Here is a 26,303-nt window from a genome sequence, read left to right as displayed (position 1 = left end):
GCGACTCTCCAGTGACCCGCATCCGCCTCTCAACCAGTTTCTCCACGAGCTTCTGGGTGGAGTCCATTCAGCGATGAACCAGAAGTGCCACGACATAGCCGATCAGCAGACCTTTGCCGAAGGTGATCCACAGCATTTGGTATTTGCTCAGACCAAAGCGTTGTCTGATCCGCTTGATGGACGTCTTATGCCACAGCAGGACAGAGCAGGTCTGCTTCGCCTTCTTTGACTTCTTGGATTTCTTGCCCATACATCCATCCTGCCCTCAACCAACATCAGATGCCCAGCCCAGCTCCTTTGGCCAGGTGGGCGCCCAGAGCTTGCAGCGCTTCATCTTTTTGCACCAACACAGGGCATCGAGCGGAATCATCGCCGCGCATTGGCAATAAAAAAAACCAGCCAGAGACTGAGCTTCTGTTGAATGGAGCCAAGGAGACTCGAACTCCTGACCCCCTGCATTCCATGCGTCTCAAGCCTTGATCCAGAGTCAAGTCAGAGGCAAGCAAAACCCATTGCAGCACAATGGTTTCAAGGACTAGCAGTCCTACCTGCAACAGCAAGCAGGAGCAGATAAGAGCTGAAATCACACCGAGGAATCACACCAAATCACGGCATACTGAGCACCTGAAGGGCAAGCAGGTGCTCATGGTCAAAACGGCTCCTTGGCTCAAGGACCTGCGGGGCACCATCAAGCGCACCTACGGACCTGGGTGGGTGCTGGAGGAACGCTCTGGCTGCTTCAAAATCCAGCGTCGTGAGGCAGGCAACGCCAGGGAGGGCAAGCGCCCCACCATCACCACCAAGATTCGTTTTGCACCCAGCAGCAGCACTGAGGTGCTCGTCCTCATTGGTGAGCTGAAGCGAAAGATGGCTGACCTGGGGCTAGGGCTCTATGCGGCCCACTCGCTGATCAGCGGTGCTGCAGAAGATAAGAACTCCGGTGGCACCAACTGGCCTGAGGTGGTCAAGCGATACGAAGCCAGCCGCGTCGGCACAGGACAGGTGAAATCTGCGACCTACGACAGAGAGGAACGCCGTCGCATCGAACGCACCATCGAACTGATCAACGCCAAAGGGCGCGGGGCGGCGAATGATGGCCCCGGTGTCATGCGGAACTACACCAGCCAGCACCTGGCAGACCTCAAGCTGGGCGGCGTCGGACGCAAGCGTGCGCTTCTCGATGTCTCTCGGTTCCTGCGCTTTGCGGTGACCAAATGCGGCGCAGAACAAAGCTGGCTTCCTATTGAGGGTGACGATCTCCAAGACCTGATCGGCCTGGCGGAGACGAGGAAAGATGACAAAGTCCCGGTCAAAACAGAACAGCTATTCGGTCTGATCGACAGCCTTTACGAAAAGCCGGAGCTGCGCCTCGCAGTCACGCTGGTTGGTCTGTTTGGTCTGCGGCCAGCAGAGCTGAAAGCAATGCGTGTGGAGGACGGGAAGCTCAAGGTCGGCAACGTCAAACGCAACCGGGCCACAGCAAAGGCTCCTAGGCCCGATCGCATTGCCTACCCACTGGAAATTCCAGAACTCGCAGGCGCAGCAGGTCAGGCTCTGGCTCAGCTCAGCAGCGGGCTGGTCAAGCTGCCTGTCGGCATCCTGAACGCCCAAGACTTCAAAAGCTGCGGGCACACCTTCCGGCAATACCTCGATCGCCATCCCTACTGGGCTTCGCTGGTCAAGGCCAACCCTGGGCTCTCCCCGTACAGCCTTCGGCATGGCTACGCCTACCGAGGAGCCCTAGCCGGAATACCTCTCAGACAGCTCGCAGCATCAATGGGCCACGACGTACGCACCCACATGAAGCACTACGGCCAATGGACTGATGAGGCTGGCCTTGATGCTGCCTTTGATGCAGCCAATGCCAAGATCACCGCATCGCTGACCAAGCGTCAACAGCAGATGCAGCAACAGCAGTAGTCAGCGGCAAACTGACCGCACTCTTGATTTGCTGATGAAGCTGAATAATTAATGGGCGCACCATCAGCGTTCGCTTTAAGAGCGATGCGGTCGTAGCCCAGAGAGTCGCGGCTCAGGCGGCGGGCAGCGTCTCCAGCCGTTTTTTTCTCTTGGCAACAAAAAGACGAGGTTGGTATCGATTCACGCTGAATCGACTGGTGTCACTCGCATATTTGAGTTGTGTCCCGTTTTGGAGGGCTCCGGGCGGGACGCGGACCCATATCAGCGGCAACTGCTGGGTCCGTCTGTCATAACGAAAATGATTGCTCTTCAGCGCACAGGCGGTGAAGGCGGAACCGAGCTTGAAGTGCACACACAAAAAAACACTCTCTGTAATCGCAGCAAAGAGTTTTTACTGATACACCTTGACCAGATTTGGGCCAAGCCGTGGGCGACCTGAGCAAGGAGCAGGAACAAGCCATCGCTCGGTCAACGATGTATCTGATCGCATTACTCCTGAGCATCCTGATGATCTTCATTGCAGGACTGTTTCTGTCTGCGGAACTTGAACAGCAAGCCCTACAGAAAGCCGAGACAACACAACAGATCGCACGTCAACAGGAGATCACTCCTCAAACGCAGCGGCCATGGGCTCTGTGGAGAAGACACGCTGATGAGGAAGCATGAGCCCTCTTCTCCTGCTGGTTGGCTTAGGGCTCGGGGGTTGTCTCGCCGTATGGCGAAATAAGCGAGCCCTCAAAGCCAGAGAAAAACGAAGGCGTTAGCTGTCCTTCGCCAGCTGAATAACGTTCCGCCAATCAGGCCCCAGCTCCGCTGCCAGCTCCTTTTCTAACGATCTCAAGTACCGCTTTCGCTGCCCTGACTCTCCGCCGACCCAAATCGGAATCTCTTTCGTGGTTTCACTCATGTTCAGAACCTTCCCACAACGAGGCGATAGTTTGTTCCTCACGGTTAACGCTGCTTTACATACTGGCAGTCGATCGACACACCAACCACTCCGGACGCTTATCACTACTTCTTCAATTCCGTGCCAAACAACCATCACTCATAGGAACTATGCAGACAACTGAGCGTCAAGGTCAGAGAGTTCTTTTATATCTACCTCTAATTTATCCAAAAGAGGTTCACAATGCATGCGAGCACTGGGATCTTGAACGAACTCTTCCCGATAAAGCATTAATTGAAGGATCTCAATCTCCTCGCTCAGACAATCACGGTAGGAATAGCCCACAACACACTCCAAAAAAACGGAGAACTCGTCAACCCTGCACGAATTTCGAAAATGCCGTGGTCCAAGTAGTGCAATGTCCGGGACTCAACAACACAAACTGTGGCCTTAGTTACACATCAAGGACCGGGCCACCGTTCTCCAGCACCTCCAGCTGCTCACCTATTGCAGCTGGAGGTTGCAAGTCAAAGTCTCAAGCCAGTTGACGCAGTCGCGATTTATGCGTTGTGGCGCCGTGAAGGCAATTGGGGCTATGCCCCCTGCAGAAACTCGCCCCCAAGAGAGGTGGTGGGCTTGGCTCGGTTGATTCGCCTTCTGGTGAGCGGATTGCCCTGTCTGCGATTCGGTAGTAGGTGACGCGAAGTAGCCGCAGCCAAGAGGATTACAACTGAACTGCATCGTTGTATCGCGCATGAGCTGCGGTGCGGCGAAGCCCCTATGCAAGGGGCTTTCGCCTGCCTGGAAATGGTGTGGGGAAGAGTCCATACGGTCCTCGATTCCCCAGTTATTAGGGAGGAGGCCAAGTGGTCCTCGACTCCCAAGTGCAGACCCCCTCGGGCTGCAGGCTCAAGATGCGCTCACTGCTTGAGCGGTCTGCTTAAGCACCCTGTTTTCTTCAGGCTGCCCCGCCGACTCACCAAAAAAAGGCTTCAAGCCACACCAACGCCACTAGTGATGCTCCTGCAATCGCCATCGATGCCCAGGGGTCACGAAGAACTCGAGTCATCACCACAAAGCAGCTGACCCAATAAATCGCAACCAAACCAGATAGCAATCAGCTCCCGGCTCTGCAGCCCCTTCCATCGGTCGGGCTGACTTCCAACAGCCTTACCGAATCAATGATGTGAGGCCACGGAACCGCGAGGAGAACGACGTTCTCCCCGAGCGATGCGGTATCCGCTTAAACACGTTCCTCGGTATACAAACCTTCGTCTCAAAAGGTACAAATTTCTTCCGATTTTTGAAAAGCGCAGAAAGCTACCCCTGACAATCGCTCGTGCCAAGGGTGCTTTGACTGCCAGCCAACGGGTCGCTCTCCCGTGCTGCCAAGACAGTGACAAGTAACACCGTCTGGACACCAAATATGGGGGCGGTTGGGGAGCCCTGCAGCGATTTCTCAATTCCCTGAAAAACGACTGAGCGACGTTCTTTTTGTATTGCCTACTACTGCGAGCGAACACTCGTCATATCACTCCAAGAGCACCTAGATCGCATTGCCTGGGTTCGGCTGACAAGAAAAGACCCCTGGGATCTCATCCCCAGAGGTCAGGTGTTCTCTTCCCTGTGACCTCTTCAGAGTGCTCCAGGCGCTCTGCCTTGAGGAGTGGGAGAACCGTCAGAGGAGGTAGTGACGACCGTTCTTGGTTCGGTCGCCCGCAAGCAATAAGAAAGGGCGGCAGGGAGTGCCGCCAGCAACAAGGGGACGAACGCGTCGAAAACACTGGGGTTACCAGCGGCACCACCCTCTTAAGGCAGTCAGTGGTGCCGTGGGTGCCGTTTACGAACTGCCAAAAAAAGAGGGGTCCCACCCCCTCTGAGTTCGACGCATTGCCCCTTCACCGAAGAAGCAACCGAAGGATTACGCGGGGTTCACCTACTGGTCGTCGCGGTTACGACCAAACGACTACTGAGGTCAGCAAGCCAAGAAAAAGCAGAGGTCCCACCCTCTGCTCTGTTCGACGCATTCATCTCTTACGGATGATGCTCTTTTATGTTTGCTCAGTTACAAACCCTTCCGGCATCAGTAGAACCGCTCATTAAGAAGGGGGGTGAGCAAACACCCCCCTGAAGGTCGTTGAGACCTGGTTTTCCGACCTGTTCGGTCTCTGACCTCATTCCTGTTCTAAGGCGATTCAGAGCACCAAGGCATGAGCGGAACTACCGCTTTCTGTATCGAATGGGCACAAAGTCATTCGCTTAGATCAGGACCCCTTGAGAACTCTGAATAGAGCGCCGATGCTTCATCGGGCATCCCGTCATCCCAAAGCGTTTGCGTCCTCTCCAGTAACCAAGTCCCCGCTTCACTCCAAAGTTCCCGCTGGAAGGTTGATTTGAGGTGGTTGGCGTCTCTGTAAGACATGGCGGGGCAACACCTTTTTGAAGTTGTAGGCACCCGCCATATGGATAGCGGCAGCGATTTTTACTGGATTGGGATTTAGGTGGCGGGGAGACCTTCAGGGTTCGGCTGATACTGAGGGGCATGGCAGAAAGGCAGTTCCGAGTGGAAGAACTCAACCCTTTCCTGGAGTGGCATCTCCACACGTCAGCAGCGTCATTGGAGGTCGCCTCATCTGAAGCGAAGCGGATCGCCAGGATGATTGGAAGGCGAACCAGGGTGCTCAGCGAGAGCGGATCAGTCCTGCTTGAGGTGGATCCAATGGAGGTTCGTCGTACGGATTAATCGCCAAATGCTGCATGGTCAGCACCTGAAGAAGAAGTGCAAGCTCTGGGCGCCAACGTGGCAGAAGGAGATGGGCTGGCTTCCGAAGCGGGCTAGCCCCAATGGGGAAACCACTGGGGAAGAAGTCCTGCGCGAGCTAGCCCAATTACGACTGCCAGCGTCGCGAGCTTCATGCCTGTCAGGATGCCTGCCGTCTTCCAGGTGAACAGCGATTTCGACATGGTAATCACTGGGAATCCTTAGCCAAAGGACATCATGTGCCATTGACGAGCACGGCTCGTAAGGCTGACTGAGTCCGTTGCTCACTGGTCGCCAACTGACGACATGATCCCGAAGCTCATTTGGAGATAGCAAGCGAGCAGCTCTGCCCTCTCCAAGCTGAGAACCTCAAGGGATACAGATGATGTTCTGCGTTCAACGAAACGATGGGCCCGACATTTGGGTTCAAGAGCAGTGCTTCGAGACTGAGTTCAAGGCTTTCACCAACGCCCGAGCCAAATCGCTGAATACTTTCGGGCTCTATCGAGTCATGTACGAAAGTCCCGGCAACTCAGGTGAGGTGCTGAGGATTTCAAAAGGGAAAGCGATCCTGGCTGAAGATGACCGACTCGTTGGATAAGTGCTGGTGCCTAAACAGCGGAAATTACGTGCATTGGGCTGACGCATCAAAGGCATTGCTAGAGCAAGGGTCCAGGCAATAGCCGTGTACAACGTCGTCAAGCAAGAAGCTCCCGACCGTTGGGTCAAGGAGCTTTACTTCCAAACGGAATTCAGGGCTTACCTGTGTGCCCGCACAAAGTCGAAGGCGCTGATGTGCACTTACATGGTGGTTGACGCGACCACTAATGAAGTGACCTCGATCGTTCGTCACGGCAGGCCCCTCATCGCATGAGTAATGCTGAGGGCGCCATTTGCCTGATCAGCAATTACGACGATCAGAGCCACACTCTTATCGGGGCTCGAAGAGGGCAGGAGGATTATGAGCGCAGCAGAGCGTGATCCCCAATAGGAGTTGGTGGACTTGGCTAGCGCAAACTACTTTTACAAACAGCGAATCACCCCGTCTACAAATAAGCTGGAGAGCCGTAGCCCACCGACCTTTCATAGCTAAAAAAGTAACAAAACACGTATTGCCTTACCGAGAAAGAACGCGATCCTAAAGGGAAGCCTTGAGTCGCTACCAAATGTTCATCACTGTTTTTGGTCAGAAGGGTGGTGTCGCCAAAACATGTAGCAGTGTGCACATAGCAGCGTGCTGGAGCAACCAGAAAAAACGAGTAGTGCTTGTTGATGCCGACCGCAACCGCTCAGCAACTGCTTATGGTGCCAGAGGACTCTTACCTTGTCCTGTGGTACCAATTGAGGCGGCAGCCAAAGCCACTCGATTAGCAGATATCGTAGTCACAGATGGGCAGGCAAGCAGCAACGAAGAAGAAATGAAAAACTTAGTGGAGGGGGCTGATTTCATACTGCTGCCTACGACTACGCAAAGCAGATCAATCGAATTGACGGTCGAGATGTCGCAAATACTGAGACAATACAAAATCCCCTATGCAGCACTTTTGGTGAAAGTAGATTCACGCAAAGAAGCTGCAGCAAAGCAAGCCACAGAATTACTCCAGGAATTTGATATCAAAGTTCTTACAGCTCAAATCCCACTGCTTAGCGCCTTTGAACAGGCAGAAACAGAAGGAGTCACAGTTGATCAGGCTATTGACAAGCGTGGACGCGCGAATCCTCGCAGAATGATGGGATGGACTGCATACAGTTCGGCCTGCAAAGAGATTGAAAGTCTGTTTGAGGAGCACCACAGACTGAATCAGAGTCAATCACCAATCGGATGGGACTTCACACCCATGGAACAACGCAATGCGGCGTAAACACTATTGTTTTTAAGTGTGATACTGATCTTGTACGGGCTAGCTATTCCTAAGAAAGACACTATCGACGCGCCACTGACATAAGCCCTGCAGAGTCTTCTGTAATTCATCAGCGTCAAGTAAACGCTGCCCACTAGGCATCTGAACATGCACGTGAGCATCTAGCCAGCCGTCATTCATCAGCTTGTACAGCTGCGAACGGCTTTTATATCCGAGGTGCCTGGCAGCGGCACTCACACTCATGAGTTGCATTGCTCTGTCTCCCGATGTCTCTAAGTGTCCAATGTTTTGACAACCACTGTCTAGAGGATCAACGCGCCTTCGAATGACCCACGTTGGGTTAGCCCAGAAGGACCCGCTAAAGAGTCCACCACTGAAGACCTCTCAAAAGGCTTATGCGATCCAACCAATCTGAAAATAATTCAGCTTGAACCCCAGTTAAAACCAAATTTTTTTGAGGCCGCGAACTCCATTTCTTTCCGTAGCTGAGACATCGCCTCGCGAGCAAAGGCCTTCTCATTTTCCTGTGCGGTGATGATCTGTTTAGTTACCTCGCGAAGCTTCTCCAAGTCTTGGCAAGCGTCGATCTCGCGAAATGCAGCTTCGAGATGGAATCTCTGCTCAACCGATAGATGGTGATTTGTCATGAAAAGTATGGGAGGGAAAGGCCTGATGGTTAGTCAGGCCAAGAGTCGCTTTGGTTTCAAACAGCCGAAATACTGAAAGGAGCCGCCGGAAAACTAGTGGGCATAGGGTCGGACTTACCTTCTGCAAGTGCTTTGGCACGGATATACATTTGACTATTAGTTGCACCTTGAGCTTCCATCGAGGCAGCAACAACAGCCCAGTTACGAATTTCGGTGGTCATTGGATTGATTGAAATGACTCAACTACGTTCGCAAGCTTTAGAAGCAGTACGTGAGTGAGATAACCGAACCCCAGCCGAACAGCTGACAAAAATCAAAAGCGGTAAGCAAGAAGCCAATCAAGCGTCATAAAAGCGCAGAAAAGTTACTGCAAGAGAAGTGAACTCAGAAATCGTTAAAGCTTAGGCTTTGCAGACTCATTACTTTTGCCTTTACATGGTCCGAAGCCAAAAACACGCTGCACGGCGGAAAAGACCTGCAATGGCTTGAGAAGCACCATCAGCACTGAGGTGGAGACAGGAATCATGGCTCATCTCTCCATAGCTTTAACGCTGCAAAACGCCAAGCGACGATGGAACTCACAGAAGCACCTAACGCAAGAAATGCGATCAGCATCTGAGAAATATTCATGGGTAACTAACCAGTAACGCGCTTCTAGCTAGTCATTAACGATTGGCGCTGTTGTTACCGATCAGTAGGTGAGGGTGTGGGGAAAGTCAAATTCTGTGTTGGCACAAAGAGGGAGGCCGCCCCTCCCAGGTGGAAGAGACGGCCTAGCTCGCTCGCTTGTGCATCTTTAAACCCGTGATGTGATCAGGGGTTGAGAGGCCAGCCCACCTACGACAGGAATGGGGTGACCTCTCTTATGACTCGCTTCCGACACCCCTGTAGTGGCAGAACAGGGGCCATGCCGTATGCCATTGCTGGCGTCGGGCGAAGTGTCGGGCTTTCAGGTTCCTGGGGCCATTACGTCCAGGTGTTGGGCTGGCCTCCTACGGGGCACCTACGAACGGTGCAGAGGAGAGTCGACTGTTCTGACGTACTGGAGTGTCTTCACAGACGAGTAGCCCACGGTTGGGTGGAAACTGTTGGAGCAGGGACCTAAAAGTCAGGCGACTTCTACGGTTTGCTCAGGTGGAGTGTCGGCCGTCATTGGCACCTCCGATCTCGATGGACTAACTCTCGTCAGCGGGCACGCACAAGGCAATCAGCCTTAACGCTCATTGCCTTTCAAGACTGAACCATCCGATGTTGGTTTCGATTTGCTTGGCCAGGGAGACAGAGTCATAGATCTTTTGGGCAGCACACCAACACACCAGAAATCCAGGTCCCCCTTACTCACATTCAGAGAAAGCTCAGCACATTTGCCAAAAACACATGTGCTGAGTGCCAAGTCGCTCAAAACCCTTGCCTTGAAAGGGCCAGGTCGACACAGGCTTACCTGGCGTCGCCTGTGTCTCCTGTGCCAGGCCAGTGCCATTTACGCGTCCTGCCAACCAAAGGATCTTTAGTGGCATTTCGCTCCTGAACAAAGCCCAACTCCCTGAGGCATTGAGCCATCTGTCGCATCTCCCTTTGCCCAGCCGGGCGCCCTTCGCAGACACCTGACTCATCAAGGGCGAAGCGAGTATCGAAAGCACAGGACGATGACTCGCAGGCGGATGCTGAGGCACAACGCGATCTAGGCCTGGTACCTGGGTGTGAGTCTTTGACGCGTCAGGGGTGTTCAATAAATGAGTTGATTAATGTATGTTATGTATGCTCATGATTGGCTTTTATTGGTCATGAAAAGAAACCTCCTCTTGCTAGCAACTCTTGGCGTACTGAATGTTTTACCTGCTTTTTCAGTTGCGAATGAAAACGACCAAAAAATAAAGTCTGACGATCCTCGTCATCATTTTATTATGCATTACCCTGGCAGAGGTATAATAGTTTCTAAGAGTTACGGTAGTAATGCTAGTTGCGGCAAGAATGCTCGGCACTTGCAATTAACTTTCGGCCTTAAAAAGCAGTGGATATGCATTGAGTCAAACCAAAATACCGGTTCCGACGAAAATAAAAGATATCCGCTTTATATGGATATGGGAGACGAAGTTCTGGAGTTTAAATTTTATAATTCAAGAGACTGCTCGGCAAATGGAAGAAAAATTAAAAATTACTTTAAGCCATTGAAGCTCAATAGTCTGGCTACATTTAAATATTCGTGCAAGGTTACTTATCAAGACTAGATTTTCTTTATCTAGGCTTTTAAGGGGTTGAGTAGACCCTTCTTTTGGCCACCCACTTCTCGGCATAACACCCACTTCCTCAGCACTGAAGACGCGGTTCGACCCTTGATATGCCGAACAAGGAATACAGCCACCCCTCACCACCAGCCTTCTGTGGCGCCTCGTGGAAGCTGCGGTCCTTGTTGGGCATACCTCCAGAAGTAGCCAGACTGAGTTGCATGCCGAGCCTTATGCGATGAAACGACTACTGCTCGTCTTCCTCCTCTTTCCACTTATGCCTGTAAGAGCACAGGAACCAGACATACAGTGCCCTGGGATGAACACCATCGAGATGAGGTGGTGTGCGTCAAAAAGTTTGGAGGAATCCGACCAATCACTGAGACAACAGCTGCCTCCAGCAATCTTTGAAAACTGGAGACGAGCAACAAGAGAGGTCTGTGCCGTTGCCTATGCCCCATACCTACAAGGAACGATTTATCCCCAAATGGTTGTTGGATGCGATGACCGGCTCAACCGAGTTCTACTTGAAGAACTGCAGGATTTGCGTAAATGATTCTTCGAGTCCACCTCTGCGGGAATTACAAGTCGACCACGTTGGGCATTAACTGTCCTCAGCCAGCTCAATGACGTTCCGCAGCGTCACCCACTGCAGCTCGGTCCATGGTGGTGGCCCCCACTGCGTCAGATCCAAATATCCATTCGCAACCTCAGTCCACGTTGGTACTTGCCACAGCGGTGAATCAAACCTGCACGCTGTGTGTTTCTGGACGTGCTCACGCAACGACGGCAACCCATAAGGATCCGTCTCCAAATAAATGGCTCTCTTGTCCGGCCCGACCCGCCGATAGTCATCTAGTTGTCCTTTCCGGTGCAATCGTCGCAATGTCACGCAAGATTTGAACCCAAGGTGAGCACTGGCGTTGTTGAGGTTTAAAACAGTCATGACTGGACTAGGTGACTATCCCAAAAATTGCTGTGCCTAGCTAAATATCAAGCCTTCGGATGACCCACAGAGGTCGACCAACGAGGACCCAGTCCTAAGCATTTGTTGTTGAAAATTTTGACTAATGCTTCCTACGCCATGCGTGTTTGCCGGGACCGTAGAGGATTAGCGAAGGCAAAGCAGCCGCAGGAGTGAACCCCAAAACAAACAAGAACAACAATAATTTTGGGAAATCTTCTAGATTATTGGTTGAAACTGAGATACTGAAAAAAGGCAAAATTAACGCGATCCAAAGAAAGATGCACAAGCCAATACCGAAAAGGCAAATTAAGTTGTTTTTGCCAATAACTGGCTTCATCCTCCCCCCTAGATAAAGAGCTCCGAGCGAAAAAGCAAATCCCGAACACAGGCAGTAAAACATTAACGGAAAGACAAAAATTATCAGCACAAATATTTACCCAAGCGAAGCGCACAAAGTATAAAGGAGAAGCTTCATTGGCCGGCCTAGTTGTAATCGTTTTGACAAAAAATACTGATGTCAAAAAAGCCCGAGAGTTCTGCAGTTCCCTCGGGCACCACTGCACCAAAGCAGGCAACGGTCGCGGTTATGCGATCGCGTCCTGCATGGCGGCGAATGATTCAGCGCGACGAACAGCGATGTGTATCGACTGCAGAGCACGAACATCCACGGTGCCTTTAGCGAAAGGGATTTAGGCACTACTCATGAGGCTGTCGGTGTCTACTCCTCCAGCAGCAACAGATTGAGTGACTGACTGGGTTTTGAACGAACCTCGACAATCTGCACGCAAAAAAGCTCGCTTATTTGGTTATGGATGCTTATGGCTGCCTTAAGCAGTTCTGGGTGCGCTGCAATGGATCTCTGTCAAAAATTGCCCATAACCGGCAGCAACACCGGCCACCTATGAGGACCACCAAAGCCGAACGCAAACGCCGTAGGGAAGCTGCTCTGGCCGAGATCAGCAATGGTCATGGCTTCGCCGACACCGTGGCTTATGTGATGTCTGAGTGGGGGTGCAGCCGCTCAACTGCAAGACGGGACGTGCATTGGGCTCACGGTGAGCTTCAACTGGGCCTTGATGCGCACGATGTTCAGCACCTGGTCACCCATCTCTGCACCAGCCTTCAACGCATCAGCCTCAAAGCCGAAGGGCACCAGCAATACGGTGCATCGGTTGGCGCTTTGCGCTTGCTCTACGAAATCTTGCTGAGCCGTCGCTTGGACAATGAAGCCCACAAGGCAAGGCGTGCTGGCTGGGGTTACGGCCAACGGCACGGCAACACCAAGTTCTGATCAAACCATCGCTGTACTGCAGAAGGCAGTTGACCTAGTGTCGCAGCTTGAAGAGGATGTTGACTATTGACAATGAACATCCGAATAATTCACCTCTACCTCTATGCGATAGGAGCCCTCACTGTCTTCACTTTCATAAGGATGAGTGGGGATGATTGGGCCAAACCCAGAGAAGAGGCCAGGGCAGCCTGCAAAGCAGCTAGGAATGAGGGACGCATCTATAGCGTTTCGTACCCAAAGTCGGGGGACCCAAAGAAGAATTTCTACGGGCGCCGCTGTGAACTGTTCTCGGAATGGAAACACGTCGAACTTTGGGAGCGTAAAGACGGTGATTACAAGACCTATGAAGAGTTGAAAAAGGCTGATTACATCCTCATCCGTAAGTACCACTTCGACGGGCGCGTCAAGGATTTTCGATGAACATGAATGGCGCCCCGAGCTCAGACCCTCGGACAAATGTGAGTCACCAGGTCAGCGTTGACCCAATTGATGACGCCCGTATCGACATCAGCCACGCCGGGGCTGACGCATAGCCAAAAAGAAACCCCCGCCAAGGGCAGGGGGTTTCGGGATTTTCTGATTAAGCCTTGATCACTTGGCGTAGGAAACGCCGCGGTATGTCAGTGCAGGCTTAGCGGAAGCACCAGCCACTTTCTGCTGGTCGTACTTCTGGCCGCGATAGGTCAGGGTCATTTGAGGTTCCTCAGAAATCCAGGTCCCCGTTCCTTGGCCTGGTGATCTGCGCCTCGCAGAAGCGAGGTGAACGTTGTTGGTAGCGGTTGCTACGGATCATTTATAGGAGCAGCGTCAACCCCTCTGTCGTTCAAACGGATACACAGCGCATTTTTGGCACTAGCACCGCTCAGCGCCCTCACTCCAGAATTTTGCGCATCATTTTGCGCATCAAAGTGATATTTAGCGATTTGGCATCAAAAAAGCGGCCCGTGTGGACCGCTCAAAGGCCAGTACTGGACTGACTTTTTGAAGAATGGAGCCAAGGAGACTCGAACTCCTGACCCCCTGCATGCCATGCAACTAGTCAGAAGTTCTGAGTTCGCTTGTGGCAACCGTAAAAAGCCCAGTATCAAAGAGATCTCCGAGAAACTAGCCTTCAAGCCACCGTAGCTAGCTATGGCTAGCTACGGTGGATTCGCGCTAAAAATCGCGCTAAGTTTCTGACCACCTGACTCACAGTGCAACTCCCATGGCAAAGCGCCGTACATGGGAAGACGACCTCAAGGACATGCTCCGTAGAGAACACGGCGTTGGGTGGAGATTGCGCGAGCAGTCAGGCAAGGCTCAGCTCACACAACTGCTGGAGCGTGACGGGCAGAAGCGCAAGAGCGGCGACCTTGGGATCAAGTGGTTGGCCAGCAACCAAACAGAAATTCTCAACGCCGTCGGGAAGGTTATCGAGCTAGTCACCGCTGATCCACCAAGGGCGCTTAGGGACGCTCTAAAGCTTGTGAAATCAGCGCCCATTTCCAAAGGTGGTGCTGTGGATTGGGATGAGGTGGCGAGGCAGTACGAGCAATTCAGAGTTGGATCTGGACAAGCCAAAAGGGCTAACTACGAGGCCAACGAGAGGTATCGCATCAAGCGATGCCTAACCCTGCTGGAACAAAAGAAACACGCACCGAGTGACGGTCCCTCTTTGCTGCGCGCTTACACAACGGCACACCTGTTGGATGTCACATCAGGCGGTTCAGGACGAAAGCGGAATCTGTTGGACGTTGCCCGGTTTCTGACTTTTGCCGTCAAGAGATGCGGGGCAGACAGCCGTTGGCTGCCCTTGCAAGGAGAGGAGTTATCAGAGCTTGTTGGCGTCCGTGAGGTGGCTGAACAAGACACACCACCCATCAAGCCAGAACAGCTTTTTGCTCTTTTAGACAGCCTTTACGAAAGCCCTGAATTGCGGCTTGCAGTGGCGCTAGTCGGCTTGTTCGGCTTACGGCCATCGGAGCTGATGGAGCTTGAAGTGCGCGAAGGTCACCTTTACGTCGGACAAACCAAGCGAAACCGTCATTCCGCTGCCAAGCCAAAAGGCAAACGTCTTGCATTACCTCTGGACCTAAACGATTTGCCAGAAGAGGGAGCGCGCGTTCTGAAGCAGTACGAAAGTGGCCTCATCAAACTGCCTACGAGCATTCGCAACGCGAAGGACTACAAGGACTGCGGTGATGCCTTCCGTCAGTACTTAGATCGCCATCCCTACTGGCTTTCGCTTAAGGCAGAGATTGAGGGATTGGTGCCCTACAGCTTGCGGCATGGCTACGCATGGCGCGGAGCGAAGTACTACGACCGAAGCATTCCTATTCGGGACCTAGCTGCCTTGATGGGGCACACGGTCAAAACCCACATGAAGCACTACGGCAAGTGGACAGACGATGAAGGGCTGATGGCATCAGTGCAGGCCATCACGAAGGCAGCAGCAAGCCAGTCAAAGCGACCTAAATCCCTGAGTCAGCAGCAGATGCAGCAACAGCAGTAGGAGCGGAACTGATGCCGAAGAACCTCTACAGCGAGCAAGACGACGAGTTCTTACGCGCCAACTATCTGGAGATGTCGAACGCGGTGTTGGCCGAACACTCGGGTCGCACAGTCAGAAGCGTCGAAAAAAGGCTTTTGAGCGTGCTCGGTCTGAAGCGAACTCAGCAGGACATGGGTCGTATTCGCCGGAAGGAGGAGGACACTCGCAACAAGGCAGAACGTGAAAAGCACCGTGGTCAGGTTCCAGACGAATGGTTTGACCTACCTGCCTCTCGTACTGCAGCTCAGGAAGCAAATGACTCCAAGTACTTCGACGGCAAGACCTGCGACAAGGGCCATTTAGACCTGCGCTTTGCAAATGGAGGTTGCATTCCGTGCACGCTGGATGCTGACAAAGAAAGGCAAGCCGATCCAGAACGCATGACAGCACGTTCCGCTTGGCGTAAGACCTACCGGAAAAGAGACGACGTACGCGAATACGAGAACGATCTACGTCGGGAACGAATGAAAGACCCGACTTTCAAGTACAGAGCCAACATGTCGTCTCGCATTTCAGTAGCGATGCGTGCCAACAAGATCAGTAAGCCTGCTGAAAGCGAAAAGCTGATGGGCACTACTTGGGCAGAATTTCGTAAGTGGATCGACAGCCAACTCAAAGAGGGAATGACTCCCGAGAACTATGGGGAATGGCACCTAGACCACGTACGCCCCTGCGCCAGCTTTGACCTAGCCGAGGAAGCGCAGTGCTTTGTTGCCTTCAATTGGCGTAACTATCAACCGATGTGGGGTCTGGAAAATATCGAAAAGAACGACGATTACGAACCTCACCATGAGGTCGAATGGGCACGACGAATGAGAGAGCTGGGATATGACGGCGAGCTGTTCCTCCTGTTTGAGGAAGGACGCGGATGGCTTTAAGCAGCCTCACTACTTAGGCAAAACACTGGCAACCTGAAGGCTCTTCAGGCAGCACTCGGCATCCCATCGGTCAGCAAATTCCAAGCACAGCCCACTCGACACACAGACAACAAAGCGTTTGTCGCCAAGCTGATGCACCATTGGCGGCGGCCGAGAAATCATGCTGAATTCTTGGATCATCTCTCTTCTGCTTTTCCTGATGGTCCGTTAATTCCTTATCCTTAAATGCATCAAGTGCCACATATTGCAGACAACTGGCAGCCTCTGCGTCAATGCTTTCTTCGGGGATATTGGCCATTGCTGTTTTTGCAGGGGCGTTCCCCTCGCTTCAACTTCATCCACATGGCCTTCTCAAGTGCGGTGAGCTTGGGGGAGGCTTCATTCAGCACTTCCAGCGCGCGAGCCTTTGCATCACGGATATACCTGGTTGTCCTATCGAGTTCGTCGAATGCCAAAACCAGTAGCCAGGGGCATCACAAAGCTAAAAACCCTTGAGGTTCAAAATTGCATCAAGTGGCACATACTGATCAAAACTGGCGGAAGCTTGATGAGATGTGTTATCGAAAACTTATGGACACTGAATTACTCAAACAATCCTGGGAGAAGTTGACCCAACGTGGCTACACGCTGAATAGCCCTGCCCCTGAAGTGGTGAACATCATCACGCCGACGGGTTATTCGACTCAGATTCGATTGAAACGACTACCCAGTTATGCCCGCTACGTGCGGTGAATTTCCACCAGCTTTTGAGCTGACGGCTTGGAATGGTGTGGGGAAGAGTCCTTACGGTCCTCGATTCCCCGGTTAAAAGGGAGGAGGCCAAGTGGTCCTCGACTCCCAAGTGCAGACCCCCTCGGGCTGCAGGCTCAAGATGCGCTCACTGCTTGAGCGGTCTGCTTAAGCACCCTGTTTTCTTCAGGCTGCCCCGCCGACTCACCAAAAAAAGGCTTCAAGCCACACCAACGCCACTAGTGATGCTCCTGCAATCGCCATCGATGCCCAGGGGTCACGAAGAACTCGAGTCATCACCACAAAGCAGCTGACCCAATAAATCGCAACCAAACCAGATAGCAATCAGCACTCGGCTCTGCAGCCCCTTCCATCGGTGGGGCTGACTTCCAACAGCCGTTACCGAATCAAAGATGCGGGACTACGGAACCGCGAGGAGAAACATGTTCGCCCCGAGCGATGCGGTCCGCTCCTTAACGCTGACGAGGCGTTGTGCAATTAAGTGCAATGCACTGAATCTTTCCCGTTATTGGAAGACGGGGTTAAGCGCAGAAAGCCAGCCCCATCCACAGTTGCCGTGGGATGGGGGCTGGATTGTCTGCCAGCTAACGGGTCGCTCTCCCGTGCTGCCGCGGTAACTCACTCAGCCGTAAGAGGAGATGTCGCAGGACCCATTGATAGGGAATCTCCAGTGGTGCTGCACACCATTTTTCGAAGACCTTTGGGATCAAGGATTTCTTTCGTGAAGGTCCTTCAAACAAGTCGTAATGACTACAGAAAATCGACATATGAGCCCCTAACGGCTACTGAGCCAACGCCGCTAGCGAGACATCAACTGGGTTGGCGCTGACCGCGTGACCCACATCGCTTCGAGAGTCTGAATCGCTACCGCTTACATCTTTGGTCTGAGCCTTAATTGGCCTATGAGAATGCGTAACTGGATCCCCTCCGCTTTGCTTGTGACTCTTGGTGGCGTAGCAGTTCGGGGTTACTACAGCCACGCAGACGCATTCCTCTCAAAAGCGTCAGCTGGCAATGACGTTGCATCTCCTGCTGTAAACGACAAGCAGGACAAAGCCCACTTTGATTTCAAGAGTGCAGGGATCATCTCTGACTACAAGAGGTGCGACTGGACTCGTACCCAACTCAACAAAGCTGAACCGGAAATAGGAGACAAGCATTTCAAATGCGAAGAGCTCAAGTCTTATGAGGAGCCTGTTGATAGGTTGAAGGCTGCTACGCGTCAGGGCTTAGTTCAAAACTGTGAGCAGGCAATCAAAGCCGCTCTCTGGGATCCAGAGAGCTATGTCTTCGTAGATCACCTGTATGTCGCTAACGAAATCAACGGTGTAGATGTTCGTTTGACCTACTTGGAAAACGACGGTTATGGCGGTCTTGATCAGTGGCAAACAACCTGCAGCTACCAGCTGTGATCAAACGTCGATGACGTTAGGCATTACACACTCCATCTGATCCGGCATCCCACTTTTTCCCCACTGCTTAGTACAGAAGCAAATGGGCTGGGATCCTGAAGCGAGATGGAGGCACAATCGGAAGTATGAAAAGACTTCTGCTGCTTCTGCCGCTGCTTTTGCTGGCTGCTTGTGAGCCCGCGGAGCCGACAGCCGTTCAAGTGGCAGAGAAGCTTCAAGCGCAAATCAACGAGCTTCTCGAAGAGGTGGACGCAAGCCTCGAGGAGGTCGCAGACCTTGACCTTGATGGCCTCTGCGCAAACAGCGGCAGGATTACCGCAGGGATGGACTTGCTTGTTCCTCGATACCGTGCTTTTGCGGTCTTGATGGAGGAACTGGGGGACATGCAGCAAGCATTACTGGCAGGAGGAGCAGCAAATCAGTTCGCAGTGGATGTCCAAAAAATCAGACGCGACTGCGCCACGAGGGCCTCAGCCCCACCAACTCAACCTGAGCCCGCAGCCAATCAATCGACGGACAAAACAGCTTCAGGCGTCGAGGATATGGCCTCTGTGAAAAGTACTGAGGAGAACCCTTCAGAACAATCTCCAGCTTCTGACTCAACCTCGCCCCTTACATCACATCAATCTCAAGAAGCAATGGTGCTGCCGGAATAAGGTCAAGACATTCGACTGCAATGTCTTCTCACTTCACCTTTTACGGGCAGTCAGCTAATGATTCAGGTGGCGTTCGTAAACAGTTGCTTTTGTGGATACCAGTTAAACCCTCTAGCTCCCTTAGTGATTTGCCAGGATGTTTTCTTAGTGGGGGAGGCCCTCGTCCGGGTTTCGTTGCTCCGAGGTCTTTTTTTAGGCAAGCGAAGCCACCCCTCATCCGCTGATGGGTGACGTCGCCGCCCTCAGAGGTGCAAATCAACTGCGAGCAGCTTTGTCGTAACCCTGGTGCTCAATGGCCGGACGTATCACCTACTACTGAAGCGGGATAGCTAAGACCAAGTGACAAGCCTTCCACCCACGACTGTCACAGTGACAGTTGAGTAGGGATGGTGGTTTTGTGAGGGAAAACACCTCATGGGGTGGAAGTGGAAATAAGGTCACACTCCCGAGAGAAGTTTTGGAGCCCCTGCCTTTGGCGGGGGTTTCTTTTTTGGAAATGGCCTCCAACCAAAGATCTGGCTAAGGGTTGAGTTCAACCATCCCGATCTAAATGACCTCTGGATATCCAGAAACAACGGAGCAGGATCCATCGGCGCCAATCCAGCCTGGGGATCACCGCGAACGGCTCGCAAAGTTCGTTAGCGAATTGTGGGCACAACGCCGACACGTTGTTGAGACTCGTCGCCGCATCGAAAAGAGATTCGCGGATGAGAACGACTGGTTTGTCCGCAAAGACACTGAACTCGTGGACTGAACTCCTGTCTGGCTACTTAGAAGCGTCCCCTTAGGTATCGCTTGTAGGAGCAGCTTTTTCTTTTTCTGTAGAGGCGTTGATAACGGCCACCGCAGGGCTTTCAGCGAAACGGTCAATAGTGTCCTGATGTTGTCGGACATGTCCGGGCTGTGTTAGTACGAAGTTAGGTAAACCAACTTTGCCGTGTATTGCATCCATCGAGAAGAAGGTCCCGATCGTTGGATTCAGGACCTGTGCTTCAAGACAGAGCTAAGAGCTTTTGTCCGAGCAAGAACGATGTCGAAGGTTAAAGGCTGCAACTACAGAGTTGTCCATCAGGCAACTAACGACGTGGTTGCTGTCATCGAGAAGGGAAAAGCCTCAGCTGTTTAAAGCTGCAACGGGAATCCAAAGGCAGCTCATCGCCTTGCAGGGGGATCTAGTCAGCCGTCGAGCAGATCCCCCGAGCCAAGACCGCCGTTTACCTCGGCATCTCGTCTCATCTCCACCCCTAGCCACGGATCATGAATCGCGACTACATCGACTGGCTGGAGACGCTGCCCTGCAGCCGCAGGCGGCAGCCGATCAACACCTGGATGGGTGGTTGGGCTCCGCTACCTGAAGAGATTGATCTGCCTGCTTACGAGGATTGGCAGGATCGGAAAATCAGCGCAATCCAAAGGGTGTGATGTCTCGCCTGTGGCGTTGGGTCAGTAGGCGTTAGGAGCACATACAACGACTTTCTGTAGCCATCGCGACCTGATTATCGGACCGTCACGGAAGAAATCCTTGATCCCAAAGGTCTCCGATAAATGGTGTGCAGAGCCACTAGCGAGCACCTATCAAGGAGACCTGTGGTACTTCCTCTTACGGCTGAGTGAGTTACCGCGGCAGCACGGGAGAGCGACCCGTTAGCTGGCAGACAATCCAGCCCCCATCCCACGGCAACTGTGGATGGGGCTGGCTTTCTGCGCTTTACCCCGTCTTCCAATAACGGGAAAGATTCGGTGCATTGCACTTGATTGCAGAACTCGTCGGCAGCGTTAGGGAGCGGACCGCATCGCTCGGGGCGAACAAGTTTCTCCTCGCGGTTCCGTAGTCCCGCATCTTTGCTTCGGTAACGGCTGTTGGAAGTCAGCCCCGCCGATAGAGGGGGCTGCCGTCACGCAATTAGCCAGCCTCAGCAGACCAGCTCATCCTCTTCATCTGAACGGTGTTGCAAATGGATATTTGGATCTGCAGCAATGGGGCCACCACCGTGGACAGAGCTGCAGTGGGCGACGCTGCGCAACGTGATTGAGCTGGCTCAGGACAGCTAAGCCTCAGTAGCGAGCGAAGACAGAGGTTGTTCCGTCATGGGCAATGGCAAGTACCTCAAAAGGTTCAGCCTCGACGCCAGGCACCTCCATCCCAGGAGAACCCATTGGCATCCCTGGAACCGCCAGACCTCGGATATTGGGCCGTTCCCTCAAAAGGCGCTGAATCGCAGATGCAGGTACATGCCCTTCAATCACATATCCCTCCACATCAGCGGTGTGACAAGAAGCCTGTTGAGAGCTAACACCACGCTCCTGCTTCACGGCATCCATGTCCTCGGTGACATGGTCATCAATGCGAAACCCCGCCGAGGCGATGTGTGCTCCCCATTGAGTACAGCAGCCGCAACTCGCTGATCGATAAACCGTCATCTGCGGGCCCGCAGCACTGCTGGTATCAGGCATCGCAGCATCCCCTTTCACATCACCGTGCGCGTGAACAGGTTGAATCACCCAAAGCAGCGATCCGACTACGCAAGCTCCAACTAAGCCCTGTCGCGCAGAAGCTTGCCAACGGGCTACAGAACGCGATGCCTTCATGGAGTCGTCTACCAAGCGAACAGAGTCGATTTCTGGATTATCGCGACTTGCTCTGACTCGTCGGCGGATGCTGCGGCACAACGCGGTTGAGGCTTGGCACACGATGCAGAAGACGGGCTGGAGACGCTGCCCGCCGCCTGTGCGCTGAGCAGACGGACCCAACACTGTCAGGCATGGGTCCGCGTCCTGAGGAGTTTTCGCGTCACCTCTAGGACTTTTTCTTTGTACTCAAGTCATACCAGTCGATTCCGCGAAATTTGCTACCAAACGCCTGAGGTGAATTGCGCAAAAAAACTCAGGTTTGTGGGGAAAGAGCTGGCATAGAACCTTTTCAGGCACGGCCCACGACTCAGGGCTTCGATGCCTTGGGGGCGGACATGAGACGCCGCCCCTCCACACACAGCAGCTACTGCTGAAGCTGTATCTGCTTCTGACACCTGCTGATCAGATAAGGATGTCAACTCCAGGCAAAAAGAAACCCCCACCGAGGGCAGGGGCTAGGGATCTTCTGATCAAGCCTTGATCACTTGGTGTAGGACGCGCCTCGGTAGGTCAGGCTCGGATGAGCATTGTGAGCGACTTCTTCGCGGCAGGTGTTGTAGTGCTCGCGGCGGTAGGTCAGCTCGACACAAGCTTTGGGTGAAGCTGCTTGAGCTTCGTAGGAGTGACCTCTGTAGAGAAGAGCAGTCATGGTGAGTTCCTCAGAAAATTCCAAGTCCCCGTTCCGTGGCTTGGAGTGTCTGCGCCCCTCCGAAAGGGGTGAACGTTATGTAGCGGTTGCTACAGATCTTTTATAGGGGAGTGTCAACCCTTGCGTCGTTCAAACGGATACACAGCGCGTTTTTGGCGCAAGCCGACCGCTTAGGGGCATTTGGCGCACACTTTGGCGCACAAAAAATGATATTTAGCCGTTTTGCACTAAAAAAGCGGCCCGTGTGGACCGCTCAGATGCCAGTGCTGGACTGACTTTTTTGAAGAATGGAGCCAAGGAGACTCGAACTCCTGACCCCCTGCATGCCATGAAAATACTGGCAAAGCTGAGATCGGTTGCGACGACTAGCTCTAACCCCAGTAGCAATAATGCTTTTGACGGACTACTCCCTCACTTGCGACAGCTTTCTATGGCAAGTAAAGGCAGAAATCAGACTTGAAAATCAGACTCATATCCGCCAAGTTCTGACCACCTGCACAGCAAGAAGGGGTTCATGGCTCAGGCTCAGCAATGGCTCAAAACGCTGCGCCAGGGAGTCAAGGCTGACTATGGGCCGGGCTGGATTCTCAAAGAGCAGTACGACCGCTTCAAGATCGGCAGAGCTGAGGCTGGCAATGCCAGACACGGCAAAACCCAATTCGTCTCCACTGACCTGCCGTTTGCTCGTGGCAGTCACCGCAAGGTTCTGAACCTCATCGGCGAGATGGTCGCCAAGATGCAGGATCCAGAATTGAACGTCGGCCTGGCCGAGGCTTACGAACTCGTTAGAGGCAGCACTGAAGTCACTGGTGCAGCCATCAACTGGGAGGAAGTTCGCTCCCGTTACAAGGCCAGCAGGGTTGATTCAGGCACGGTCAAAGCCAGCAATTTCGCCGAGCACGAGGAATATCGGATCAACCGTGCCTTTGACCTGATCACGGCTCGCACTGGCGCGGCACACGATGGTGGCGGGCTCATGCGGCTTTATGCCCGCAAGCACCTAAAGGAGGTAGAGCCAGGCTCATCAGGCCGCAAACGCAACCTGCTGGATGTTGCACGGTTTTTGAGGTTTGCCGTCAATAAATGCGGAGCAGACAGGAAATGGCTGCCACTGGAATGTGACGACATGAAGGAGCTGATTGGTCATCGTCAAACCGCCCCTAAACCAACGGTTCCGATCAAGCCGGAAGAGCTGATCACACTGTTGAACGGTCTTGAGTCGGACCCATCCCTCCGGCTTGCCGTCGGGCTTATTGCACTGTTCGGACTGAGGCCCGCAGAGCTGATGGTGCTCTCTGTTGACGATGGCAACCTGAAAATCGGCAACGTGAAACGCAACGCTCACAGCTCAGTAACACCCAAGCCTCCGAGGACTGTTCAGGAGCTGCCGCTAAAGGAGCTTCAAGGTGAAGGGGCGCGGCTGGTGCAGCTCTTTCACTCCGGGTTGGTGAAGCTGCCGAAGAGCATCAGAAACCTTGAGGCTGGTGCGTTCAAGGCTTGCGGCCATACCTTCCGGCAATATCTCGACCGCAATGCCACCTGGCAGTCGCTGAAGGCATCCAATCCTGAGCTGACGCCTTACTCACTGCGGCATGGCTACGCATGGCGAGCCGCCAAGTACTACCCGCAACCGCTGCCCCTGCGAGACACCGCAAAGCTCATGGGCCACGATCTAAAAACTCACATTCGCCACTACGGGCAGTGGACAGACGATGCTTCTACAAAGTCGGCGGTAGAAGCCTCCATTCAGTCTTTGGCAGGCGCGAGCTAAGCAGGCCTCAGCAGCAATAAATGCAGCGTTGGTACCGGATCATTTAGTCAATGCCCTTGCCTCATCTGCACGGCACTGCAACCCCAGCAGGGGTGATGGTGTCTTTGGAAGGTTCAGTCGCAAGGGACCTCCATCCAATGGAGTGATGACCATTGGGCGCTGATTCAGGTTCTGACTCCTCTTCTCAACCGGGGGAGTCAGTTCAGCGTTTTGACTGGCTTCGACGACTCATTTGGCTACCGCCATCGACTCATCTGTGTCGGGCTGAACCCCTGACAGGGGTGATTGTGGCTTCGGAGTCCCCAAGACCTCCATCCCATGGTTTTGTAGGAACCATTGGGCGCTGAGTGTCAGCGTTCGTTTCACGCCGACACAGCAAGCAACGGCCTGACTCCTCTTCTGAACGGGGGGAGTCAGATCAGCGTTTTCAGTTGCCGAAACCTTTCAGCGACTCATTTGGTCGCTGCTGTCGCCTCATTGGAACTGCACTGAACGCCTGACAGAGGCGATCTTTTCTTCGGAGGTTCCTGTGCTGGGCATCTCCATCCAATGGTTCCTGCATGACCATTGGGCGCTGGAGCGACCTGACTCCCTTCCTTTCCGGTCGGGGAGTCAGTTCAGCGTTAAAAAGCCTTCAAGACCGCCTTATCGCCTGTGTCGACTCCTAAAGAACTCCAACGCGTTGAGCTTCTGAACTACACGAAAGCCAACGGAGATGAGCTCGTTGGGCTCGCCGTAGAACTAGCTGAAGACCCGAGTGGCGGCGTACAGGTAAGGGTTCTTATGGATTCAAATGTCGTTAGCGGGGTAACAGTGGTCCCCCTGCAACAAGGCGGCTGCTGCGACTAATCAGCAGCAATCACAACTAGAGCAACATTGGTCATCACCGGCATGACCATCAGCACATGACTGGGAGCAATAAATTTTTCCTTCTTTCTCGACGGCTTTTTGAGGGGAAACAACGCAGCCGCAGGGCTCACACGCGCATTGCTGATTTGCGATTGGCATGGATTCCTCGATCAACTCCCCTCTTATTAGGTCGAACAAACAATCAGTGCATCCAGTTGAACTTCACCTGGTAGGCGGGGGGCAGCGCCTCCAGCCGTTTTTTTCTCTTGGCAACAAAAAGTCGAGGTTGGTATCGATTCACTCTGAATCGACTGGCGTCACTGGCGTATTAGAGACGCGTCCCGTTCTGGAGGGCTCCGGCCGGGACGCGGACCCATGTCAGCGGCAACTGCTGGGTCCGTCTGTCATAACGAAAATAATTGGTCCTCAGCGCACAGGCGGGGGGCAGCGCCTCCAACCCGTCTTCCCCATCGACCCAGCCTGCGCTGCAACTCCAACCAGTGTTCAGGCGTTGGTTGATAGCGGCTCGGACGGTTGCCGCCGTTCATATATGAGGTGACCCAGTTGCTGCTCATTGCTTTGCGTGGCTAGTGGTGTGAGTGAGACGAGATGCCGAGGTAAACGGCGTTCTTTGCTCGGGGGATCTGCTCGACGGCTGACTAGATCCCCCTGCGTGGAAATAGGGGCGGGGCCTGACTTCAAGCCATATGAAGGCGATAGCGCAACAGTCCAAACGGCCTAAATCGCTCAGTCAGCAGCAGATGCAGCAACAGCAGTAGTCAGTTGTTGCAGGGTGCTGCAAGCGACAACGAAGGCTGAGTCCTCAACCCAAGATGTGCCGAAAGGCGACATCTCCATGGCATCCAAGTTCTTCCACGTTCATCACGAGTTCCGCGCTGGCAAAGCTCAAAAGTGGTGGGAGACAGCACAAGCAGCCATGGCACCAGGTGGTGGCTGGGATGAGGCCGTAGCCAAAAACCTAGAAGCGGGTTTCTACAACCACGCGTTCTGTCCTGTTGGACCTGAAGGCCCTGCCTTCTGCATCTGGGAAGTCCGCGAAGGAATCACAGCGGAGGAGTTTCAGGAGTTCATCGACGGCCCCAATGGCGTGAACTTCGGATTGGGGGCATGGATGAACATCTGCAGGGAGATCAACGTTGAGATGGCAGGGAACCCTCCATACCCAAGGAAGTTCTGAGTCACCTCACTGGCGGGGGGCAGCGCCTCCACCCCGTCTTCCGCATCGTCTCCCAAGCCTCAATAGCGTTGTGCCGCAGCATCCGCCGACGAGTCATCGGCTCTGGGGGGCGGGGCGGAACGTAGCTGTAGGTCCTGATGGCGACCCACTGCGCGTGGACCGTCGCCGTGTCGGGCTTGAAGTGACACAGCTTCTGCTGCTGCTCGGAATACAGCCACCCTTCACCACCAGCCTTCTGTGGCGACTCGTGAAAGCTGCGGTCCTTGTTGGGCATACCAAAAGTCTTAGCCAGACTGGGTGGCATGCCGAGTGCCATTTATGGCTTATGCCTTGAACTGGACATCACTAAGCGCACTTGTGCTCTTAGTCCTATGGCTAGTGAGCGTTCCCTCTGCGGCCTTTCAAATTTGGTTTCTGCTG

The 26,303-nt window shown here is 53.4% G+C and carries 22 protein-coding genes, 1 tRNA gene and 2 pseudogenes; 14 read left to right on the top strand and 11 right to left on the bottom strand.

Annotation, left to right across the window (positions count from 1 at the left end; all coding sequences use genetic code 11):
• Positions 1-67: 67 nt before the first annotated feature.
• Complete coding sequence (locus DXY35_RS09080; protein ID WP_115082034.1) at positions 68-250, bottom strand: hypothetical protein; 183 nt, start codon at positions 248-250, stop codon at positions 68-70.
• 172 nt (positions 251-422) lie between these two features.
• Positions 423-530: transfer RNA gene (locus tag DXY35_RS12725), tRNA-Ser, on the bottom strand.
• 109 nt (positions 531-639) lie between these two features.
• On the opposite strand from DXY35_RS12725, the gene DXY35_RS09075 reads away from it, so the two are divergent.
• The 3 genes from DXY35_RS09075 to DXY35_RS09045 all read left to right on the top strand — a co-directional run bounded on the left by DXY35_RS09075 (position 640) and on the right by DXY35_RS09045 (position 7,429).
• Positions 640-1,920 carry a hypothetical protein gene (locus tag DXY35_RS09075; protein ID WP_170950577.1) on the top strand — a complete coding sequence of 427 codons (1,281 nt, stop codon included), beginning with the start codon at positions 640-642 and terminating at the stop codon, positions 1,918-1,920.
• A gap of 426 nt (positions 1,921-2,346) precedes the next feature.
• Positions 2,347-2,586, top strand: coding sequence for a hypothetical protein (locus DXY35_RS09065; protein WP_115082031.1), 240 nt, complete (start codon positions 2,347-2,349; stop codon positions 2,584-2,586).
• A 4,147-nt stretch (positions 2,587-6,733) separates the two neighbouring features.
• Complete coding sequence (locus DXY35_RS09045; protein ID WP_115082029.1) at positions 6,734-7,429, top strand: ParA family protein; 696 nt, start codon at positions 6,734-6,736, stop codon at positions 7,427-7,429.
• Positions 7,430-7,851: 422 nt separating this feature from the next.
• Here DXY35_RS09045 and DXY35_RS09035 read toward each other — a convergent pair whose 3' ends face one another.
• Entirely contained in the window at positions 7,852-8,076 is a 225-nt protein-coding gene (locus DXY35_RS09035) for a hypothetical protein (RefSeq protein ID WP_115082027.1), read from the bottom strand.
• A gap of 56 nt (positions 8,077-8,132) precedes the next feature.
• A complete protein-coding gene (locus DXY35_RS12720) occupies positions 8,133-8,297 on the bottom strand; it encodes a hypothetical protein (RefSeq protein WP_170950576.1) in 165 nt (54 codons plus the stop codon).
• A 1,563-nt stretch (positions 8,298-9,860) separates the two neighbouring features.
• On the opposite strand from DXY35_RS12720, the gene DXY35_RS12500 reads away from it, so the two are divergent.
• From DXY35_RS12500 to DXY35_RS13025, 3 genes are all read left to right on the top strand, one after another.
• Positions 9,861-10,304, top strand: a complete 444-nt coding sequence (locus tag DXY35_RS12500; protein WP_137006742.1) for a hypothetical protein — start codon at positions 9,861-9,863, stop codon at positions 10,302-10,304.
• Positions 10,305-12,169: 1,865 nt separating this feature from the next.
• Complete coding sequence (locus tag DXY35_RS09020; RefSeq protein ID WP_115082025.1) at positions 12,170-12,559, top strand: hypothetical protein; 390 nt, start codon at positions 12,170-12,172, stop codon at positions 12,557-12,559.
• A 66-nt stretch (positions 12,560-12,625) separates the two neighbouring features.
• Positions 12,626-12,979 (top strand): hypothetical protein, encoded by a 354-nt coding sequence (locus DXY35_RS13025; protein WP_137006741.1) that lies wholly within the window; start codon positions 12,626-12,628, stop codon positions 12,977-12,979.
• A gap of 20 nt (positions 12,980-12,999) precedes the next feature.
• On the opposite strand, the pseudogene DXY35_RS09010 reads toward DXY35_RS13025, so the two are convergent.
• Both DXY35_RS09010 and DXY35_RS09005 read right to left on the bottom strand, forming a co-directional pair.
• Positions 13,000-13,074: pseudogene (locus tag DXY35_RS09010) on the bottom strand (DUF3104 domain-containing protein); the annotation flags it as partial.
• Between the two features lie 76 nt (positions 13,075-13,150).
• A complete protein-coding gene (locus tag DXY35_RS09005) occupies positions 13,151-13,252 on the bottom strand; it encodes a DUF4278 domain-containing protein (protein ID WP_115008803.1) in 102 nt (33 codons plus the stop codon).
• A 511-nt stretch (positions 13,253-13,763) separates the two neighbouring features.
• On the opposite strand from DXY35_RS09005, the gene DXY35_RS09000 reads away from it, so the two are divergent.
• Complete coding sequence (locus DXY35_RS09000; protein ID WP_115082023.1) at positions 13,764-15,050, top strand: site-specific integrase; 1,287 nt, start codon at positions 13,764-13,766, stop codon at positions 15,048-15,050.
• A gap of 11 nt (positions 15,051-15,061) precedes the next feature.
• On the top strand, positions 15,062-15,967 hold the full coding sequence (locus DXY35_RS08995; protein WP_115082022.1) for a hypothetical protein: 906 nt from the start codon (positions 15,062-15,064) through the stop codon (positions 15,965-15,967).
• Between the two features lie 70 nt (positions 15,968-16,037).
• Here the strand turns inward: DXY35_RS08995 and DXY35_RS12495 are convergent, their stop codons facing one another.
• Entirely contained in the window at positions 16,038-16,265 is a 228-nt protein-coding gene (locus tag DXY35_RS12495; RefSeq protein ID WP_137006740.1) for a hypothetical protein, read from the bottom strand.
• Between the two features lie 1,360 nt (positions 16,266-17,625).
• Between DXY35_RS12495 and DXY35_RS08985 the strand changes: the two genes are divergently transcribed.
• The 3 genes from DXY35_RS08985 (at position 17,626) to DXY35_RS12715 (ending at position 20,207) form a co-directional block, all read left to right on the top strand.
• Entirely contained in the window at positions 17,626-18,129 is a 504-nt protein-coding gene (locus DXY35_RS08985) for a hypothetical protein (protein ID WP_244273056.1), read from the top strand.
• 125 nt (positions 18,130-18,254) lie between these two features.
• Complete coding sequence (locus DXY35_RS08980) at positions 18,255-18,785, top strand: hypothetical protein (protein WP_115082019.1); 531 nt, start codon at positions 18,255-18,257, stop codon at positions 18,783-18,785.
• Positions 18,786-20,042: 1,257 nt separating this feature from the next.
• A complete protein-coding gene (locus tag DXY35_RS12715) occupies positions 20,043-20,207 on the top strand; it encodes a hypothetical protein (RefSeq protein ID WP_170950575.1) in 165 nt (54 codons plus the stop codon).
• Between the two features lie 633 nt (positions 20,208-20,840).
• Here DXY35_RS12715 and DXY35_RS08970 read toward each other — a convergent pair.
• Positions 20,841-21,239 carry a DUF411 domain-containing protein gene (locus tag DXY35_RS08970; protein ID WP_244273054.1) on the bottom strand — a complete coding sequence of 133 codons (399 nt, stop codon included), beginning with the start codon at positions 21,237-21,239 and terminating at the stop codon, positions 20,841-20,843.
• 190 nt (positions 21,240-21,429) lie between these two features.
• On the opposite strand from DXY35_RS08970, the pseudogene DXY35_RS08965 reads away from it, so the two are divergent.
• Positions 21,430-21,522 (top strand): annotated as a pseudogene (locus DXY35_RS08965) (DUF1651 domain-containing protein); the annotation flags it as partial.
• Positions 21,523-21,897: 375 nt separating this feature from the next.
• Here DXY35_RS08965 and DXY35_RS08960 read toward each other — a convergent pair.
• Positions 21,898-22,089, bottom strand: a complete 192-nt coding sequence (locus DXY35_RS08960; RefSeq protein WP_244273052.1) for a DUF4278 domain-containing protein — start codon at positions 22,087-22,089, stop codon at positions 21,898-21,900.
• Between the two features lie 490 nt (positions 22,090-22,579).
• On the opposite strand from DXY35_RS08960, the gene DXY35_RS08955 reads away from it, so the two are divergent.
• Positions 22,580-23,836, top strand: a complete 1,257-nt coding sequence (locus tag DXY35_RS08955; protein WP_115082016.1) for a site-specific integrase — start codon at positions 22,580-22,582, stop codon at positions 23,834-23,836.
• Positions 23,837-24,685: 849 nt separating this feature from the next.
• Here DXY35_RS08955 and DXY35_RS08945 read toward each other — a convergent pair.
• Positions 24,686-24,844 (bottom strand): metallothionein, encoded by a 159-nt coding sequence (locus DXY35_RS08945; protein ID WP_115082459.1) that lies wholly within the window; start codon positions 24,842-24,844, stop codon positions 24,686-24,688.
• 697 nt (positions 24,845-25,541) lie between these two features.
• On the opposite strand from DXY35_RS08945, the gene DXY35_RS08940 reads away from it, so the two are divergent.
• A complete protein-coding gene (locus DXY35_RS08940; protein ID WP_115082458.1) occupies positions 25,542-25,883 on the top strand; it encodes a hypothetical protein in 342 nt (113 codons plus the stop codon).
• A 1-nt stretch (position 25,884) separates the two neighbouring features.
• Here DXY35_RS08940 and DXY35_RS08935 read toward each other — a convergent pair whose 3' ends face one another.
• On the bottom strand, positions 25,885-26,157 hold the full coding sequence (locus DXY35_RS08935; RefSeq protein ID WP_115082457.1) for a DUF1651 domain-containing protein: 273 nt from the start codon (positions 26,155-26,157) through the stop codon (positions 25,885-25,887).
• Between the last annotated feature and the right edge of the window lie 146 nt (positions 26,158-26,303).

It is taken from the genome of Synechococcus sp. N32, from assembly GCF_900473895.1.
In the GTDB taxonomy this organism is placed as follows: Bacteria; Cyanobacteriota; Cyanobacteriia; order PCC-6307; family Cyanobiaceae; genus Parasynechococcus.
This window is presented reverse-complemented; position numbering and strand designations above follow the sequence as displayed.